The 15,608-nt window shown below is 71.7% G+C and carries 13 protein-coding genes and 1 pseudogene; 8 read left to right on the top strand and 6 right to left on the bottom strand.

From position 1 onward, the window contains the following. Positions 1–2: 2 nt before the first annotated feature. A complete protein-coding gene (locus AC2RP6_RS20770) occupies positions 3–647 on the top strand; it encodes a response regulator (RefSeq protein WP_486447550.1) in 645 nt (214 codons plus the stop codon). 13 nt (positions 648–660) lie between these two features. Here AC2RP6_RS20770 and AC2RP6_RS20765 read toward each other — a convergent pair whose 3' ends face one another. The 5 genes from AC2RP6_RS20765 to AC2RP6_RS20745 all read right to left on the bottom strand — a co-directional run bounded on the left by AC2RP6_RS20765 (position 661) and on the right by AC2RP6_RS20745 (position 4,910). After that, positions 661–1,317, bottom strand: a complete 657-nt coding sequence (locus AC2RP6_RS20765; RefSeq protein WP_486447549.1) for a rhomboid-like protein — start codon at positions 1,315–1,317, stop codon at positions 661–663. An 83-nt stretch (positions 1,318–1,400) separates the two neighbouring features. Continuing rightward, entirely contained in the window at positions 1,401–2,120 is a 720-nt protein-coding gene (locus AC2RP6_RS20760; RefSeq protein WP_486447548.1) for an ABC transporter permease, read from the bottom strand. Between the two features lie 15 nt (positions 2,121–2,135). Then, positions 2,136–3,047 (bottom strand): ABC transporter ATP-binding protein, encoded by a 912-nt coding sequence (locus AC2RP6_RS20755; RefSeq protein WP_486447547.1) that lies wholly within the window; start codon positions 3,045–3,047, stop codon positions 2,136–2,138. Beyond that, positions 3,044–3,931: an ABC transporter permease gene (locus tag AC2RP6_RS20750; protein WP_486447546.1), complete on the bottom strand. Its 888-nt coding sequence runs from the start codon at positions 3,929–3,931 to the stop codon at positions 3,044–3,046. Before AC2RP6_RS20750 ends, AC2RP6_RS20755 begins: the two co-directional genes overlap by 4 nt. Then, on the bottom strand, positions 3,921–4,910 hold the full coding sequence (locus AC2RP6_RS20745) for an ABC transporter ATP-binding protein (RefSeq protein WP_486447545.1): 990 nt from the start codon (positions 4,908–4,910) through the stop codon (positions 3,921–3,923). Before AC2RP6_RS20745 ends, AC2RP6_RS20750 begins: the two co-directional genes overlap by 11 nt. 216 nt (positions 4,911–5,126) lie before the next feature. Here AC2RP6_RS20745 and AC2RP6_RS20740 point away from each other — a divergent pair, with 216 nt between their 5' ends. The 4 genes and pseudogenes from AC2RP6_RS20740 (at position 5,127) to AC2RP6_RS20725 (ending at position 8,917) form a co-directional block, all read left to right on the top strand. After that, positions 5,127–6,023: a M24 family metallopeptidase gene (locus AC2RP6_RS20740; RefSeq protein WP_486447544.1), complete on the top strand. Its 897-nt coding sequence runs from the start codon at positions 5,127–5,129 to the stop codon at positions 6,021–6,023. Continuing rightward, positions 6,020–7,810, top strand: coding sequence for an SDR family oxidoreductase (locus AC2RP6_RS20735; RefSeq protein WP_486447543.1), 1,791 nt, complete (start codon positions 6,020–6,022; stop codon positions 7,808–7,810). Before AC2RP6_RS20740 ends, AC2RP6_RS20735 begins: the two co-directional genes overlap by 4 nt. Positions 7,811–7,833: 23 nt before the next feature. Then, positions 7,834–7,992: pseudogene (locus AC2RP6_RS20730) on the top strand (metal-dependent hydrolase); the annotation flags it as partial. Between the two features lie 10 nt (positions 7,993–8,002). Then, a complete protein-coding gene (locus AC2RP6_RS20725) occupies positions 8,003–8,917 on the top strand; it encodes a MerR family transcriptional regulator (protein WP_486447542.1) in 915 nt (304 codons plus the stop codon). Between the two features lie 118 nt (positions 8,918–9,035). On the opposite strand, the gene AC2RP6_RS20720 is transcribed toward AC2RP6_RS20725, so the two are convergent. After that, positions 9,036–9,827, bottom strand: a complete 792-nt coding sequence (locus AC2RP6_RS20720; RefSeq protein ID WP_486447541.1) for an aquaporin — start codon at positions 9,825–9,827, stop codon at positions 9,036–9,038. 134 nt (positions 9,828–9,961) lie between these two features. On the opposite strand from AC2RP6_RS20720, the gene AC2RP6_RS20715 reads away from it, so the two are divergent. The 3 genes from AC2RP6_RS20715 (at position 9,962) to AC2RP6_RS20705 (ending at position 15,608) form a co-directional block, all read left to right on the top strand. Beyond that, complete coding sequence (locus tag AC2RP6_RS20715; RefSeq protein WP_486447540.1) at positions 9,962–10,501, top strand: RNA 2'-phosphotransferase; 540 nt, start codon at positions 9,962–9,964, stop codon at positions 10,499–10,501. 146 nt (positions 10,502–10,647) lie between these two features. After that, positions 10,648–12,564 carry an HSP90 family protein gene (locus AC2RP6_RS20710; RefSeq protein ID WP_486447539.1) on the top strand — a complete coding sequence of 639 codons (1,917 nt, stop codon included), beginning with the start codon at positions 10,648–10,650 and terminating at the stop codon, positions 12,562–12,564. Beyond that, a complete protein-coding gene (locus AC2RP6_RS20705) occupies positions 12,561–15,608 on the top strand; it encodes a tetratricopeptide repeat protein (RefSeq protein ID WP_486447538.1) in 3,048 nt (1,015 codons plus the stop codon). The genes AC2RP6_RS20710 and AC2RP6_RS20705 overlap by 4 nt, the downstream gene beginning before the upstream one ends.

Raw genomic sequence — 15,608 nt, 5'->3', positions numbered from 1 at the left:
GCGTGACCACTCGCATCCTGATAGCCGACGACCAAGAGGACATCCGCAGCGGCTTCCGGTTGATCCTCGATTCGCAGCCGGACATGACCGTCGTGGCGGAGGCGGCGGACGGCGAGAGTGCGGTCGCGCTGGCCCGGCGGCTGCGGCCGGACGTGGTGCTCGCGGACATCCGGATGCCACGGCTCGACGGGCTGGAGGTGACCCGACTGCTGGCGCCCGAGACGCGGGTGGTGGTGGTGACCACCTTCGACCTCGACGAGTACGTCCACACCGCACTGCGGAACGGCGCCTGCGGCTTTCTGCTGAAGCGGTCCGGGCCGACGCTGCTCATCGAGGGCGTACGGGCCGCGATGGCGGGGGACACCCTGATCAGTCCGCAGATCACGGTGCGCCTGCTGAGCCGGCTGACGCAGCCCGTTCCGGAATCCCGGCCCGTGATCCACCCGCTCACAGAGCGGGAACTGGACATCGTTCGGCTGGTGGCGCGGGGGCTCACCAACGCCGAAATCGGCGCGGAGCTGTTCATCACGGCGGGCACCGCCAAGACCCACATCGCGAACGTCCAGGCCAAGACCGGGGCCAGGAACCGGGTGGGGATCGCCGCGTGGGCATGGGAGCACGGCATCGTCAGGGCGGAGGCCGGCTGAGTGACGCGCCTGGTCACGTTTCACGTGAAACAGGCGGTGTTTCACGTGAAACAACGTGGCGCGTGAGCGGCCAGGCAAGCAGCCCCACGGACAGCGCGATGGCATGGCCGAGGTCGGTGAAGGTGCCGCCGGTGGCGAGGGGGATCCCGAAGAAGGCGATCGCGCCGGCGAGGTAGAGCCATCGCCAGGGATGGGGGAGCCGGTAGGTGAGGACCCCGATGGATGCGGCGAGGCCGTAGCTGACGCCGATGTCGACGACGTGGGTCATGCTGCGCGGGGCGCGGTGGTCCTGGATGGCCGTCAGAAGGACTTTCTGGCTGATCAGGGTGGCGACGACATGGGCGGTGGCCACGATCGCGAACCAGCGCAGGGTGCCGAGCCAACGCTCGACGGGAGCGTGGAACACCTCGAAGAGCACGGCGTAGAGGGCCAGCGACGCTGGGTTGGCTATCCAGAAGGCGCTGCTGATGAGCGCCCGGACGGGGTGCTGGACCAGCTGGTGGATGTTGCTGCTGTTGCGGTGGAGCAGGACCCGGTCCACCTGGTCCGGGGCTATCGCGACGACGACGCTGGTCACGGCGATGATCAACAGCCAGATGTGCGTTCCGGGCGAGGAACGTATCCAGGACCGCAGGGGCCGGGAAGGCTCCGGGTCGGTTCGCTCGCTCATGCACCGATGATGACCCGCAAAGCTGTGCCCCGCCCGGCCGATGGGCCGGGCGGGGCACTGGGGCGCGACTACCGGGGCCGGGCCTACTCCTCGCCGGCCAGGGTGAGACGGCGCAGCTTCTGACCCGCGTAGGCAGTCGCTCCGACGGTGACCACGACGAGCAGGACCGAGGCCGTGGGCAGTGCCACGGTGGCGTCCACGTAGCCCTCTCCGGCGACCTTCTCGGCCAGGGCCAGGGCCCACTGCTGCACGCTCAGGGTCTTGGCACCCGAGACCAGGCTGCCGAAGAGCGACTCCCAGATCAGGGCGTAGACCAAGCCGAAGACGACCGCGTGCCGGCTGACCGTGCCCAGCAGCAGGAACAGTGCGCTGTAGGCGATCGAGGCCACGAGTGCGGCGATCGTGTAGGCGACGGCGATCTGCTGGCCGTTGCCGTTGAGGATGAATCCGGCGATCAGGGTGGGGATCGCGGAGAAGGCCATGGTGACGGCGATGGCCACGATCAGCTTGGTCATGATGATCGTCGGCCGCTTCACCGGCTTGGCCAGCAGGTAGACGATGGAGCCGTCGTCGATCTCGGGACCGATGGCGCCGGTGCCCGCGATCACGCCGATCAGCGGGACCATCGTGGCGAGGGCGAATCCCCCGAGGAGATCCGCAGCGACCTTGTCGTCCACACCGACGAAGGCACGGACGACCCCGGCGATGACGATCAGCAGGGCGGGGAGTGCGAAGAGGATCAGCGCGCGACGCCGGCCGAGCAGGGCCCGGTAGGTGAGCCGGGCGACGGTGGGGTTGTACATGGGTGCCAGCTCCTTTCAGGCCGTGACGAGGTAGGAGAAGACCGACTCGAGGGACTCGTCGGAGGGCGAGACCGTCAGCAGCCGGACGCCGTGCTGTCGGGCCACGACGGGCAGCAGCTCGGTGAAGCGGCCGAAGTCGACGGCCTGGATGCGCAGCGCACCCTCCTTGAGGTCGACCTCGATGCCGGCCGTGGAGGGGTCGGCGATCAGGGCCGCCGCGAGGGCCCGGTCGTCGGAGGAGCGGATGAGGTAGCGGTGCGGGCGGTCCGTCATCAGGCGGCGGATCTTGCGGAAGTCGCCGGAGGCGGCGTGCCGTCCGGCCACGACCACCTCGATGTGGGAGGCGAGCTGCTCGACCTCCTCCAGGATGTGGGAGGAGAACAGGACGGTGCGTCCTTCGTCGCCCATGCGGCGCAGCAGGTCCATCAGCTGCATGCGCTGACGGGGGTCCATGCCGTTGAACGGCTCGTCCAGGAGGAGCACGGACGGGTCGTGGACGAGGGCGGACGCCATCTTCACGCGCTGGCGCATGCCCTTGGAGTAGGTGGAGATCTTGCGGTCCTGCGCGTACTCCATCTCGACGGTGGCCAGTGCGCGCTGCGCAGCCGCGTCGTCGAGGCCGTGGAGTTCGGCGTTGGCGACGACGAACTCACGGCCGGTGAGGAAGTCGTACATCGCCTCGCGCTCGGGCACCACGCCCACCTGCTTGTAGATCTGCTCGTTGCGCCAGATCGGAGCGCCGTCGAGGGTGACGGTGCCCGTTGAGGGGGCGAGGAATCCGCCCATCATGTTGATGAGCGTGGACTTGCCCGCGCCGTTGGGGCCCAGCAGTCCGGTGACGCCGGGACCGATGCGCATGGTCACGTCGTTGACGGCGACGACGTTCCCGAACCAGCGGGAGGTGTGGTCGATGTCGATGGTGGTCACAGCCCGGCCTTCCGGTAGCGGGCCATCAGGGCGGCGTAGGAGCCGGCGATCAGGCCGAGGGCGACGAGCAGGTAGACGATGCCGGTGCCGGCCGAGGGGCCCTCACCGCCGGGGAAGGCGGAGGTGGCGCCGAGGAACGCGGTCTGCACGCCGTCGATCAGGGTGATCGGGGAGAACAGGCCCAGCCAGTCGATGGCTCCCGGGTTCCCCGTGCTGTAGGCGATGCCCTGCACCGCGGTGACCGCCCCGTAGGGGATCAGAAGGACCGCGATGATCGCCGCGACGCCGAACCCGCGGCGCGGGGTGAGCGCGGCCATCACCAGACCGATCCCGGAGAAGAGCAGCGACAGCAGCAGAACCGACACGATTCCTTGCCCGAATCCCTTGGTCTGGTCGACGAAGTCGAACTTCGCCAGGAGTGCGCCGATCCACATGATCAGCAGCGGGGTCGCCGTGAGGATGAACATGGCCGAGGCCATGGCCGCGTACTTGGCGACGACGTAGTCGACGCGCTCGATGGGCCGCGAGAAGTAGAGCGGGACCGTCTTGAAGCGCAGGTCGCGCGAGACGGACTGCGGCGCCTGGGAGGCGAGGTACAGGCCGATGATCACCTGGGTGGTCAGGGCGTACGTCGTGTACTTGATCGGCAGGTCCGTGGAGCCGGGCACCGCGATGGCCACCGCGACGATGATCAGCGCCGGAACGCACATCACCGCGAAGAGCAGCATCGGGAGGACCTTGGACTTGGCGGACCGGCCGAGCCCGTAGGCGCCGCGCAGGGACTGCGAGAACAGCGACGTGCGGGCGTAGGCGCGGCCGAGCCGCGGTCCGTCGTAGGACCGGTAGCCGATGTTGTGGATCTGCGTCGACGTCTCAGGCGCCATCGGAACCGGCTCCCTTCTGCTGAGCGGTGTACGCGGGCTGGTCGTTGTCACGGAAGACCTCCGCGATGTGGTGGCGGCGCTGTTCCATGCGGACCAGGCCGATCCCCAGCTCGGCGACGGTGTCGCGGACGGTGTCGTAGGTGTGCTCGCCGGTGGCCTCGACGAGGAGGATGTGGCCTGCTCCGGGCAGGCCCTGCTCCTCGCCGGCGTGCAGGGTGAGCCCCGCCTCGGTGAGGGCCTTGCGCAGGGCGGCGGTGCCGTCCGGGTGGGCGTCAGAGTCGGTGACCTCGACCGCGAGGGTCGCGGTGGTCTGGGTGAAGTCGCTCGTGGAACTGGAGCGCAGCAGCTTGCCGCCGTCGACGACCACGACGTGGTCGCACGTCCGCTCCAGCTCACCGAGGAGGTGGGAGGTCACCAGGACGGAGATGCCGAAGTCGGTGTAGACGCGGCGGATCAGGCCGAGCATCTCGTCGCGCCCGACCGGGTCCAGGCCGTTGGTCGGCTCGTCGAGGAGGACCAGCTGGGGGTCGTGGACGAGTGCCTGGGCGAGCTTGACGCGCTGCTTCATGCCGGTGGAGTAGCCCCCGATGGGGCGGTAGCGCTCCTCGTACAGCCCGACGTGGCGCAGGGTGTCGGCGGTGCGCTCGCGGGCCGCGGTCGGCGGCAGTCCGGACATGCGCGCCATGTGGACGACGAACTCGGTGGCCGAGACGTCAGGTGGCAGGCAGTCGTGCTCGGGCATGTACCCGACGCGTTCACGGATGGCGCTGCCATGCGTATGGACGTCGAGGCCGAGCACGGCGGCGCTGCCCTCGGTGGCGGGGGACAGTCCCAGCAGAATCTTGATCAGCGTGGACTTGCCGGCTCCGTTGGCGCCCACGAGCCCGGTCACGCCGGGTCCGATGTCCAGGGAGAGCCGGTCGAGGGCGGTCACTCGGGGGTACCGCTTGCTCAGGCTTTCAGTCGCGATGACGGTCACGGAACCGACGTTAGTGGTGTGGCTCCCGCCAGGCGTCAGACCTGGAGCTGGATCCGGTCTCCGCCTTCCGGCGTACATACCCGTACTGGAGGCTGATGTGGACCGGACAACTTTGTCCACAGGTCCGTGCACGGCCCTTGACGTGATCTCCGGCCATTGTCACATTCATCAGTGTCAACTTACGGGCGCGCACGGCTCTACGGATGGACGGCTGACATGGCTGGGGACACCAGGCAACGCACCGCGCGACACCCCGGACCGCACTCCGGGCGGGGCTCCGGACGTCCTTACGCCGACCTGAGCGGCTTCAGAGAGGTACAGCGCCTCTCGTACGAGTGCGCCGAGGCGGTCGCGGCACAGCTGCGTCCCGGAGTCACCGAGCGCGAGGCCGCCCGCATGCAGCGCGCATGGCTGCGCGACCGCGGCGTCCGGGACTGGTTCCACCTGCCGTTCGCCTGGTTCGGGGACCGCACCGCCTTCGCCGACTTCCGCATCCCGCTGCAGTTCTTCCCGACCAACCGGCGGCTGGAGCCGGGGATGCCGTTCATCCTCGACATGGCACCGGTCTACAAGGGCTTCTCAGCCGACATCGGCTACTCGGGCAGCCTCGGCCTGAATCCGGTGCAGGACCGCCTCATGTCCGATCTGAGGGCGCACCGGACGCTGATCCTGGAGCAGGTGCGCGAGCGCCGCTCCCTGCGCGAGATCTACGAGGACGTCGAACGGCTGATGAACCGGCAGGGGTACGCCAACCGGCACCGCGCCTATCCCTTCGGCGTGATCGCCCACAAGATCGACCGGGTGAGGGAGCGGCGCTGGTCCCCGACGGTGTTCGGTTTCGGCACCCAGTCCCTCAAGGGACTGGCCAGTGACGCCCTGCACGGGCACCGTGAGGGCTGGTCCCCGCTGTGGAGCCCGTACCACTTCTCCGACCACCCGCCGCAGCCCGGCCTGTGGGCGGTGGAGCCGCATCTCGGCTTCCGGGGGACCGGCGCGAAGTTCGAGGAGATCCTGGTGGTCACCGACTCCCGGGACCCCGAGGAGAGCGCGTTCTGGCTGGACGACGACCTGCCGCACGTGCGGCGCTGGGCCGAGGAGGAGAAGGCAGCATGAGCGGCGTGAGCGGAGCAGGGGCGGCGGAGCTCGCGGGTGCGCGGGAGCAGTGGGTGCGCACCGGCGGGATCGAGTTGTGCGTGGTCGAACTCGGCGAGAGGGGCCGCCCGACCGTGATGCTGGTGCACGGCTATCCGGACAGCAAGGAAGTGTGGACGGAGGTCGCCGAACGGCTCGCGACCCGCTTCCACGTGGTGCTCTACGACGTACGCGGCCACGGGCGCTCCACCTCGCCGCAGCCGCTGCGCGGCGGGTTCACCCTGGAGAAGCTGACCGACGACTTCCTCGCGGTCGCGGACGCCGTCAGTCCGGACCGGCCGGTGCACCTGGTGGGCCACGACTGGGGTTCCGTACAGGGCTGGGAGTTCGCGACGGTCGGCCGCACGGAGGGCCGGATCGCGTCGTTCACCTCGATGTCGGGGCCCTCCCTGGACCACTTCGGGCACTGGATCAAGCAGCGCACGGCGCGGCCGACCCCGCGGGCGGCGGCGCAGCTCCTCGGACAGGGCGCCAAGTCCTGGTACGTCTACATGCTGCACACGCCCGTGCTGCCGGAGCTGGCCTGGCGCGGACCGCTCGGGAAGAGGTGGCCCGCGATGCTGCAGCGCGTCGAGAAGGTATCGGCCGGCTCCTACCCGACGGCGTCGCTGCCGTCGGACGCGGCGCACGGCGCCTGGCTCTACCGCGACAACGTACGGCCGAGGCTGCGCCGGCCGCGCTCCGACGCCTACGCCCACGTACCGGTGCAGCTGATCACCCCGACCGGGGACGCGTTCCTGTCCGAGCGGCTCTACGACGGTCTGGAGCGGTGGGCCCCGGACCTGCTGCGCCGGACCCTGCCGGCCAAGCACTGGGTCCCCCGGACCCGGCCGGACCAGCTGGCTGCCTGGATCACCGAGTTCGTCACGGCCCGGGAGGAGCCGGCCGCGCGGGCGCCCCGGCCGAAGGCACCGGCCAGGTACGCCGAGCGGTTCGGCGGCCAGCTGGTCCTGGTCACCGGAGCGGCCAGCGGCATCGGCCGGGCCACCGCCTTCGCCTTCGCCGAGGCCGGGGCGCGGGTGGTGGCCGTGGACCGCGACGCGGAGGGCGCGGCCCGCACGGCCGACATGGCCCGGCTCGTCGGCGCCCCCGAGGCGTGGGCGGAGTGCGTGGACGTCAGCGACGAGCAGGCGATGGAGAAGCTGGCGGCGAAGGTCGCCGCCGAGTACGGGATCGTCGACGTCCTGGTCAACAACGCCGGTATCGGCCTGTCCGGAGCCTTTCTCGACACCACCGCGGAGGACTGGAAGAAGGTCCTGGACGTCAATCTGTGGGGCGTCATCCACGGCTGCCGGATCTTCGGTCGGCAGATGGCGGAGCGCGGCCAGGGCGGGCACATCGTCAACACCGCGTCCGCCGCGGCCTATCTGCCCTCCCGCACCCTGCCCGCCTACAGCACCTCGAAGGCCGCCGTGCTGATGCTGTCGGAGTGCCTGCGCGCGGAGCTCGCCTCGCAGTCCATCGGTGTCTCCGCGATCTGCCCCGGCATCGTGAACACCAACATCACCGCCACCTCGCGCTTCGCCGGGGTGGACGAGGCCGAGCAGAAGCGCCGCCAGGAGCGCTCCTCGCGGCTGTACGGCCTGCGCAACTTCCCGCCGGAGAAGGTGGCCGACGCGATCCTGCGCGCCGTGGTCCGCAACGAGGCGGTCGTGCCGGTCACGCCCGAGTCCAAGGGGGCCTTGTGGATGTCCCGTTTCGCGCCGAGCGCCCTGCGCCGCATCGCCCGGGTGGAGCCCAGGTTGTGAGCGGGGAGGCGGCTGTGGTCCCACCTCCGTGGAGAGAGCCCGGCACGGCCATATCCCGCTACTTCCGGCAGTCGTACCATCCCTCGCAGGAGGTCTCGCTGCGCAGGGCGGTCGAGTACCTTGCGGCGCCACCTGCCGCCCGGGCCGCAGCCGGCGCGGGCTGCCGAGCCGCCATGTCGTAGGGAGCCGGGATTGTCCGATCAGGCGGTAGCCGAGTACCGGATCGAGGATCTGGCGCACCACAGCGGAGCGACGGTGCGCACGATCCGCGCGTACCAGGACCGCGGTCTGCTGCCCAAGCCGGAGCGGCGGGGCCGCTCCAACGTCTACCGGGACACGCATCTGGCGCGGCTGCGCCAGATCGCCGACCTGCTGGACCGGGGCTACACCCTGGCCTCCATCAAGGAACTGCTGGAGGCCTGGGACGCGGGGCGCGGGCTGGGCGGCGTACTGGGACTGGTCGCCGAGGTGCACGGGCCGTGGACCGACGAGGAGGCGGCCCGGATCAGCCGGGACGAGCTGAACGAACGGTTCGGGGGCCTGCCGGACGACAACGCGGTGGGCGAGGCCTGCGAGCTGGGCGTGCTCGAGCGGATCCCGGGGCGCCCGGACCAGTTCCTGGTGCCCTCCCCGCAGGAGCTCGCGGTGGCCGCCGAGCTGTACGCGGCCGGGGTGCCGCTCGCGGCGATCACCGGGCACCTCCGGGAACTGCGCGGCCAGGTGGAGCACATCGCCTCGCGGTTCCTGGAGTTCACCACCGAGCACGTCTTCGCGCGCTACCTCGGGCAGGTGCCGCCCACGGACGCGGACGCCGCGGAGGCGGCGACGATGGTGCGGCGGCTGCGCCCGCTGGCGCAGCAGACCGTGGACGCGGAGCTGGCGCGGGCCATGCGGCTCTTCGCGACCCGGCACCTCCAGCGTCACCTGGGGACGGCCGGCACGCCGCAGCCGACGGGGTCCTCCCCGGTGGCGCTGCCGGCGGGGACGGTACGGGCGGTGCAGGAACTGGTCGGCGCGGACCACGTGGCGGAGTTCGTGCGGGCCGCGACCGAGCGGGAGCTGCAGGCCCGGACGATGAACGATCTGGCGCGCCGGGCCGGCCGGTAGCGCACCCACCGGAGATCGGTCCACAGGTTCCACAGGGCGGATCACGCGTTTGCCGTCAAAACCCGCCCAAACGGCTGTGGACAACTGCCCCTTTCCTGTGGGCAACTGAGCAGGCGTCTCAGCCCACGGTCCGGTACGCGGCCCTGTCGGGCCCCTCACCGTCCACCGTGGCGACCCCGGGGAGCCCGGCCGGTACGGCCGCTCCGCCCGGCTGCGGTCCGGTTTTGCCGTCCGTCCCGTAGAGGAGGGCGGCCAGGGCCAGGCCGAGGATCCCGCCGGCCAGCTGGGCGGCGAGGAAGCCGGGCAGCGATCCGGGCGCGATGCCGGTGAAGGAGTCGCTGAAGCTGCGCCCGATGGTGCCGGCCGGGTTGGCGAAGGAGCCCGAGGAGGTGAACCAGATGGCGGCCGCGATGTACGCCGCCACCGCTGCCGGTACCAGCCCGGCGCGCCCGATCCGCCCCAGACCCTGGATCACGAGGACGAGGCCGGCGGTGGCGACCACCTCGCCGACGAGCAGGTGCCCGCCGTCGCGCACCTGAGTGGCGAAGGTGCCCGGGGTCCGGCCGAACATGGCCTCCGCGAGCACGGCGCCGCCGATGGCACCGGCCGTCTGGGCGGCGACGTAGACGGACACCTCGCGGCCGCCGAGGCCCGTACCGCCGGTGCGGCGGGCCCACCACGAGGTGAGGGTCACCACCGGGTTGAGGTGGGCCCCGGACAGCGGGCCGAGGAGGGTGATGATCAGGCCCAGGCCGATCGCCGACACGAACGAGTTGGCGATGAGGGCGACACCAGTGTCGGGGCTGAGCTCCGCGGCCTTGAGCCCGGAGCCGATCACGACCACGAGCAGGCCGGCGGTCCCGATCAGCTCGGCAGCCGCACGGCGTGGCAGAGAGGTATGGGCTGTCATGGGTTCCCCCCAGGGCAAGAGTGATAATGGAAAATATATTCCGCATCTTGGAATGACGATAGAGGGCCTCCGACCTCGGGCGGCCGGCAAAAATCGGCTGCCGAGGGGCCCGCGGAGCGGGCACGCTGGGGTTCATGGACGAAAGACGCACCGTGAAGGTCTCCAAATACGTCGCGAAACACCTGCGGCACCAACCGGAACGGATCGGACTGACGCTCGATCCCCACGGCTGGGTGGAGATCGACGACCTGCTGCGCGCCGCCGCCGCGCACGGCTTCCCCGTCAGCCGCGCCGAGCTCGACCACGTCGTGGCCGCCAACGACAAGCAGCGGTTCGCCGTCGACGGCACCCGCATCCGCGCCAGCCAGGGCCACACCGTGGCCGTGGACCTGGACCTGCCCGAGGCCGAGCCTCCGGCGTACCTCTACCACGGCACCGTGGCCGCGGCCCTCGACTCGATCCGCGCCGAGGGCCTGCGCCCGATGGCCCGCCACCACGTGCACCTGTCCCCCGACCGCGAGACCGCGACCCGGGTCGGCGCCCGCCGCGGCCGGCCCCTCGTACTCGGCGTGGACGCCGGGGCGATGCGTGCGGCCGGGCACGTCTTCCGGATCAGCGCCAACGGGGTGTGGCTGGTGGAGGCCGTACCCCCGCAGTTCCTGCGCTTCCCGTGACCCGGTCGGCACCTTGCTCCGCCGGCGCCTGAAATCGCGCGGAGTTTGTCGGACCATCCCCCTAATGTGTGTCCCACTCCGGGATCAGTGAGGGGGGGACCTCGCGATCGCCGAACCCTTCACGCACGCACGCGAGGTGACGCCCCATGACGTCCACACCCACGTCCGCCCCCACATCCCCGCCCACGCCCGCGCCCCACAGCTTCCAGGTCGATCTGCGCGGCCTGGTGGACCTCCTCTCCCACCACCTCTACTCCAGCCCGCGCGTCTACGTGCGCGAACTCCTGCAGAACGCGATTGACGCGGTCACCGCGCGCCGGGCGATCGACCCGCAGGCACAGGTCCGCATCCGGCTCTCGGCCTCGGGTGGCCGGGTGACCGTCGAAGACAGCGGCATCGGCCTGACCGCCGCCGAGGCCCACACCTTCCTCGCCACCATCGGCCGCAGCTCCAAGCGCGCCGGCGAGGACGAGGTCCACGACCGGGCCCTGGAAGCCACCCGCCACGACTTCCTCGGACAGTTCGGCATCGGACTGCTCGCATGCTTCGTCGTGGCCCGCCGGATCCGCGTCGTCACCCGCTCCGCCCGCGACCCGCAGGCTGCACCGGTGGAATGGCTGGCCACGGACGACGGCTCCTACACGGTGCGCGAACTGCCCCACGAGGCCCGCCCCGAGCCCGGCACCACGGTCATCCTGGAGGCCCGGCCCGGGACGGCCGAGTGGACCGTCCCGGCCAAGGTCGAGGAGCTGGCCCGCGACTACGGCTCCCTGCTCCCCCACGAGATCACCTTCGACGACGGCGAGGGCGGCGAACCGCGCCCCGTCACCGACCGGCCCGCCGTGTGGGAGCGCGCCTTCCCCACCCCCGACGCCCGCCGCGTCGCCCTGGCCGGGCACTGCGCGGGACTCTTCGGCTTCAGCCCGCTCGACAGCATCGACCTCGACCTGCCCGTCGCCGGTGTCCGCGGCGTCGCGTACGTCCTGCCCGACCCGACCAGCCCCGCCCACCGGGCCGGACACCGGGTCCACCTCAAGGGCATGCTGCTGACCCACCGGGCCGACAACCTCCTCCCGGACTGGGCGTTCTTCGTCCGCGCCGTCATCGACACCGACACCCTGCGTCCCACCGCCTCCCGCGAGAACCTGTACGACGACGAGACCCTCTCCGCCGTCCGGGAAGCCCTCGGCGCACGCATCCGCGGCTGGCTCGCCGAACTCGCGGCCAGCGACCCCGAACGCCTGGCCGCCTTCCTGCGGGTCCACCACCTCGGCGTGAAGTCCATGGCCCGCCACGACTCCGAACTGCTCGGGCTGATGCTCCCGTGGCTGCCGTTCGAGACCAGCGCCGGTTCGATGAGCCTGCAGGAGTTCGCGGCGGCGCACACCGACATCCACTTCACCCGCACCGTCGAGGAGTTCCGCCAGATCGCGCCGATCGCCGCGGCACACGGCCTCGGCGTCATCAACGCCGGCTACACCTACGACGCGGACCTGCTTGCCCTGCTGCCCGCCGTACGGCCGGAACTCAAGGTGACCGAACTGGACGCCGGGGCCGTCACCGAACGGCTCGACCCAGTGCCCACCGCGGCGGAACTGGCGCTCGCGCCCTTCCTCGCCACCGCACGCACCCGCCTCGAACCCCAGAGCTGCGACGTGGTGCTGCGCGCCTTCCAGCCCGTCACCGTCCCCGCGCTCTACCTGGACGACCGCCAGGCCCGCCAGGAGCGCGACCGCACCGCCGCGCTGGAGAGTGCCGACTCCCTCTGGAGCGGCATCCTCGGGTCGCTGCGCGGATCCGCGCCCCGGGCCCGCCTGGTCCTCAACCACAACAATCCGCTGATCCGCCGGATCTCCGGCCTGCAGGACGAGGCGCTGACCGGCACCGCCGTCGAATCGCTCTACGGGCAGGCCCTGCTGATGTCCCAGCGGCCCCTGCGCCCCGCCGACTCCGCCCTGCTCAACCGGGCCTTCCTCGGGCTCCTGGAGTGGGCGACGCACCCCACCGCGCCCTCCACCGGGCGCCCCACCGACGCCCACGACGGCGAGGAGGAGCAGAAGTGACGACCCTGACGCGCGAGGAGATCGTGCGGGGACTGGCCGAGAACCGCGAAGCCCCGAACGGCGCCGCACGCAACGCACACGCCGAGGTCCTGGCCGGTGCGGCCGAGGCCGACGGCGACCGGGCCCTGTTCCGCGAGGCCCTGGACAACCTCATCAACGCCTACCTCTACAGCTCCGAGTCGCCGAAGATCCTCGTGCCCTTCGCGCGCCTGCTCCAGGAGTACGACAAGGACCCGGCGGCCTTCTCCGAATGGGAGACCCACTCCCTGTTCTGGCAGTTCAAGTGGGTGGCGACGGCCATCGCCGACTCTCCCGGCATCTCGCTGGCGTCGGCGACCGGCTGGCTGGAGGAGATGGAGCGCCGCTACCGGCTCGCCGGATACAGCGAGCGGCCCGTGCGCGACGCCGAACTGTGGCTGGCCCACGCGACAGGTGATGACGCGCGCGCGGAGCGGGCGTTCCGGAGCTGGCTGGCGGCCGACCGCGACGACATGAGCGACTGCCAGGCCTGCGAGCTCGGGGGCCAGGGCCAGTACGCGATCCTGCGCGGCGACGACGCCGAGGCCCTGACCCTGTGGGAGCCGGTGCTGACGGGGAAGCTGGTGTGCGCCGAGGAACCGCACCGCGTGCTCGCCTCCTCACTGCTGCCGCTGCTACGGCTCGGCCGGACCGACACGGCACGTGCGAACCACCTGCGCGGCTACCGCATGGCCCGCGGCAACGAGAGCCTGCTGCCGTCGGTGGGACGGCACATCGAGTTCTGCGCACTCACCGGCAACACCTCGCGCGGTCTGGAGATCCTGCACGAACACGCCGCCCACGTCGCGCCGCTCGCCAACCTCGACGATCAACTCGCCTTCCACGGCGGCATCCTCGTCCTGCTGCACCGCCTGAAGGAACTGGGACACGGGGATCTCCCGACCGTCCCCTACGAGGGCACCCCCCGCACCGTCTCCGAGCTGTACGAGGTGCTGCACACCGGCTGCCTCGACATCGCCGGGCAGTTCGACGCCCGCAACGGCACCACCCGGGTCTCGGAGCGGTTCCTGGCGCGGGTCGGCCGGGAGCCGCTGGCGGAGGAGCTGCCCTTGGGGGTGCGCAGTACCGGGCTGCCCCGGCCGGCTTCCCCCACCGCCGACGCCGACGGCTCCGGCACCGCTTCCGTGTCCGGGAAGACCGGGGAGACGGGGGCGAACACGGTGACGCCCGCCGGCTTCGCCGAGCTCGTGGCGCGGGCCCGCAACGCCCGGGACCTGGGACATCCGGGTGCGGACGCCCTGTGGTCCGAGGTCGCCGCCCGGCTGGACGGCCGGCCGGAGACGGACCGGCTGGTCCGCGCGGACCTCGCCGACCAGCAGGCGCTGGCCGCCGCGCGGCGTGGGGCGCAGGAGGCGCGCGAACTGCTGGCCGCCGTCCGGGACGAGTACCGGGCTCTGGGCCGGGCAGAGCGGGCGGCGCTCGCGGAGCTGCGCCTGGCCGGCGCGGCCGCCCAGTCCGGTGCCGCACCCGCCGAGATCCGTGAACTCCTGCGCACCGCCCTGCGCTCCGCCGAGGCACTGGACCCCACCGAACCGCTCCGGGCACGGCGGATCGCCCTCGCGGAACTGTCCGCGATCCGCCTGGAGTCCTACCTGCGCACGGTGGAGACCACGGGGCCGGGCGGACACCACCACCAAGGCCCCTCACATGAGGGCGACCACACGCACGGTCATGCCGAACTCGCCGCCGAACTCACCGACTTCGTCTCCGTCCACCAGGACACGGCGCCGGACCTGGTGGCGGAGGCCGAGGAGATGCTGGGCCGGGTGTCCCTGGCCCAGGGCGACCCGGAACGCGCCCTGCCGTTGCTGGCGGCGAGCGCCGCTCGGGCGGTCGCGGCGGGTCGGCCCTGGCAGGCCGTGGACCCCTTGGTGCTGAGCGCCGGGGTGCTGATGTCTCTGGACCGCACCGACGAGGCAGAGCAGGCGGCGCGCGCCGGGCTGGAGCATGCGGCCGAGGTGACCGATGCCGAGGCGCAGGGCACCGTACGGCTGACCCTCGCCGACATCCTGCTGCGCCGGGGCGACGCGGAGGAGGCCGCGACGCACGCACTGACCGCTGCGCACTGGTTCGACCGGGCCGGTCCCGGCGCCGACGGCGGTGCCCAGGCCCGGCTGCTGCTGGCCAGGTCCTACGCACGGGACGACCGCGCCGCCGAGGCCACCGAGGTGCTGCAGTCGGCCCTGCCGGACCTGCTGGAGCACGGCGACGAGCAGACCGTGTTCGTTCGGGAGTTCCTGGGCGACCTGCTGCGCCGCCTGGGCGAGCTGCGCCCCGCGGCGGAGCAGTACCTGCTGGCGGCGGAGGTGACCCGGAACTGGGAGGACCCCCGTCCGCAGGCGAGCCTCGCGCAGTCGGCGGCGGACACCCTGGACGACGCGGGGCTGGCCGGGGAGGCCGTCGCCGCCTACGAACGGGCCCTGGAACTGCACCGCAGGACGAACTCGGATCCCGTCGCCGAGGTGCGGGTGCTGCGCTCCCTGGCCTGGCTGGGCCTGCGCGAGGAGATCACCGACGCAACGGTGGGCGGTGCCCGCCGCCGCATGGAGGAGGCCGCCGCGGTCCTGGAGGCGGCGCTCGCAACCGACCCCGGAGTCCCCGCCCTGCGGGCCGAACTCGCCCAGACCTGGCACCAGCTGGCGCAGGTGCTCGACCGGTACGTCGCCACCGCCGACGAGACCGACGGGGACGACGAGCCGGGTCCCTCCGGCCCGGCACCGCTGAACCCGACCGAGGTCGACGCACTGCGCCGGGAGGAGATCGAGTTGTGGAACCGGGCCTGCCGGACCTACGCGGAACTCGGGCCCGACCACCTGCGGGACTGGTTCCAGTGCCTGAACAACGCCGCCTGGACGGAGCAGGAACGGGGCGACGCGGCAGCCGGTGCGGACCGTGTCCGCGCGCTGATCGGCGAGGCCCGGACGCTTCCCGAGGACGAGGTACCGGACTGGCTCCTGCCCTCCGCCGAACGGCTGCTGGAGCAGTTGCAGAGCCGGAGCGGGTGA

This window comes from Streptomyces sp. WAC03905, assembly GCF_057371075.1.
Note: the sequence above shows the minus strand (reverse complement) of the source record. Positions and strands in the feature narration are given on the sequence as shown.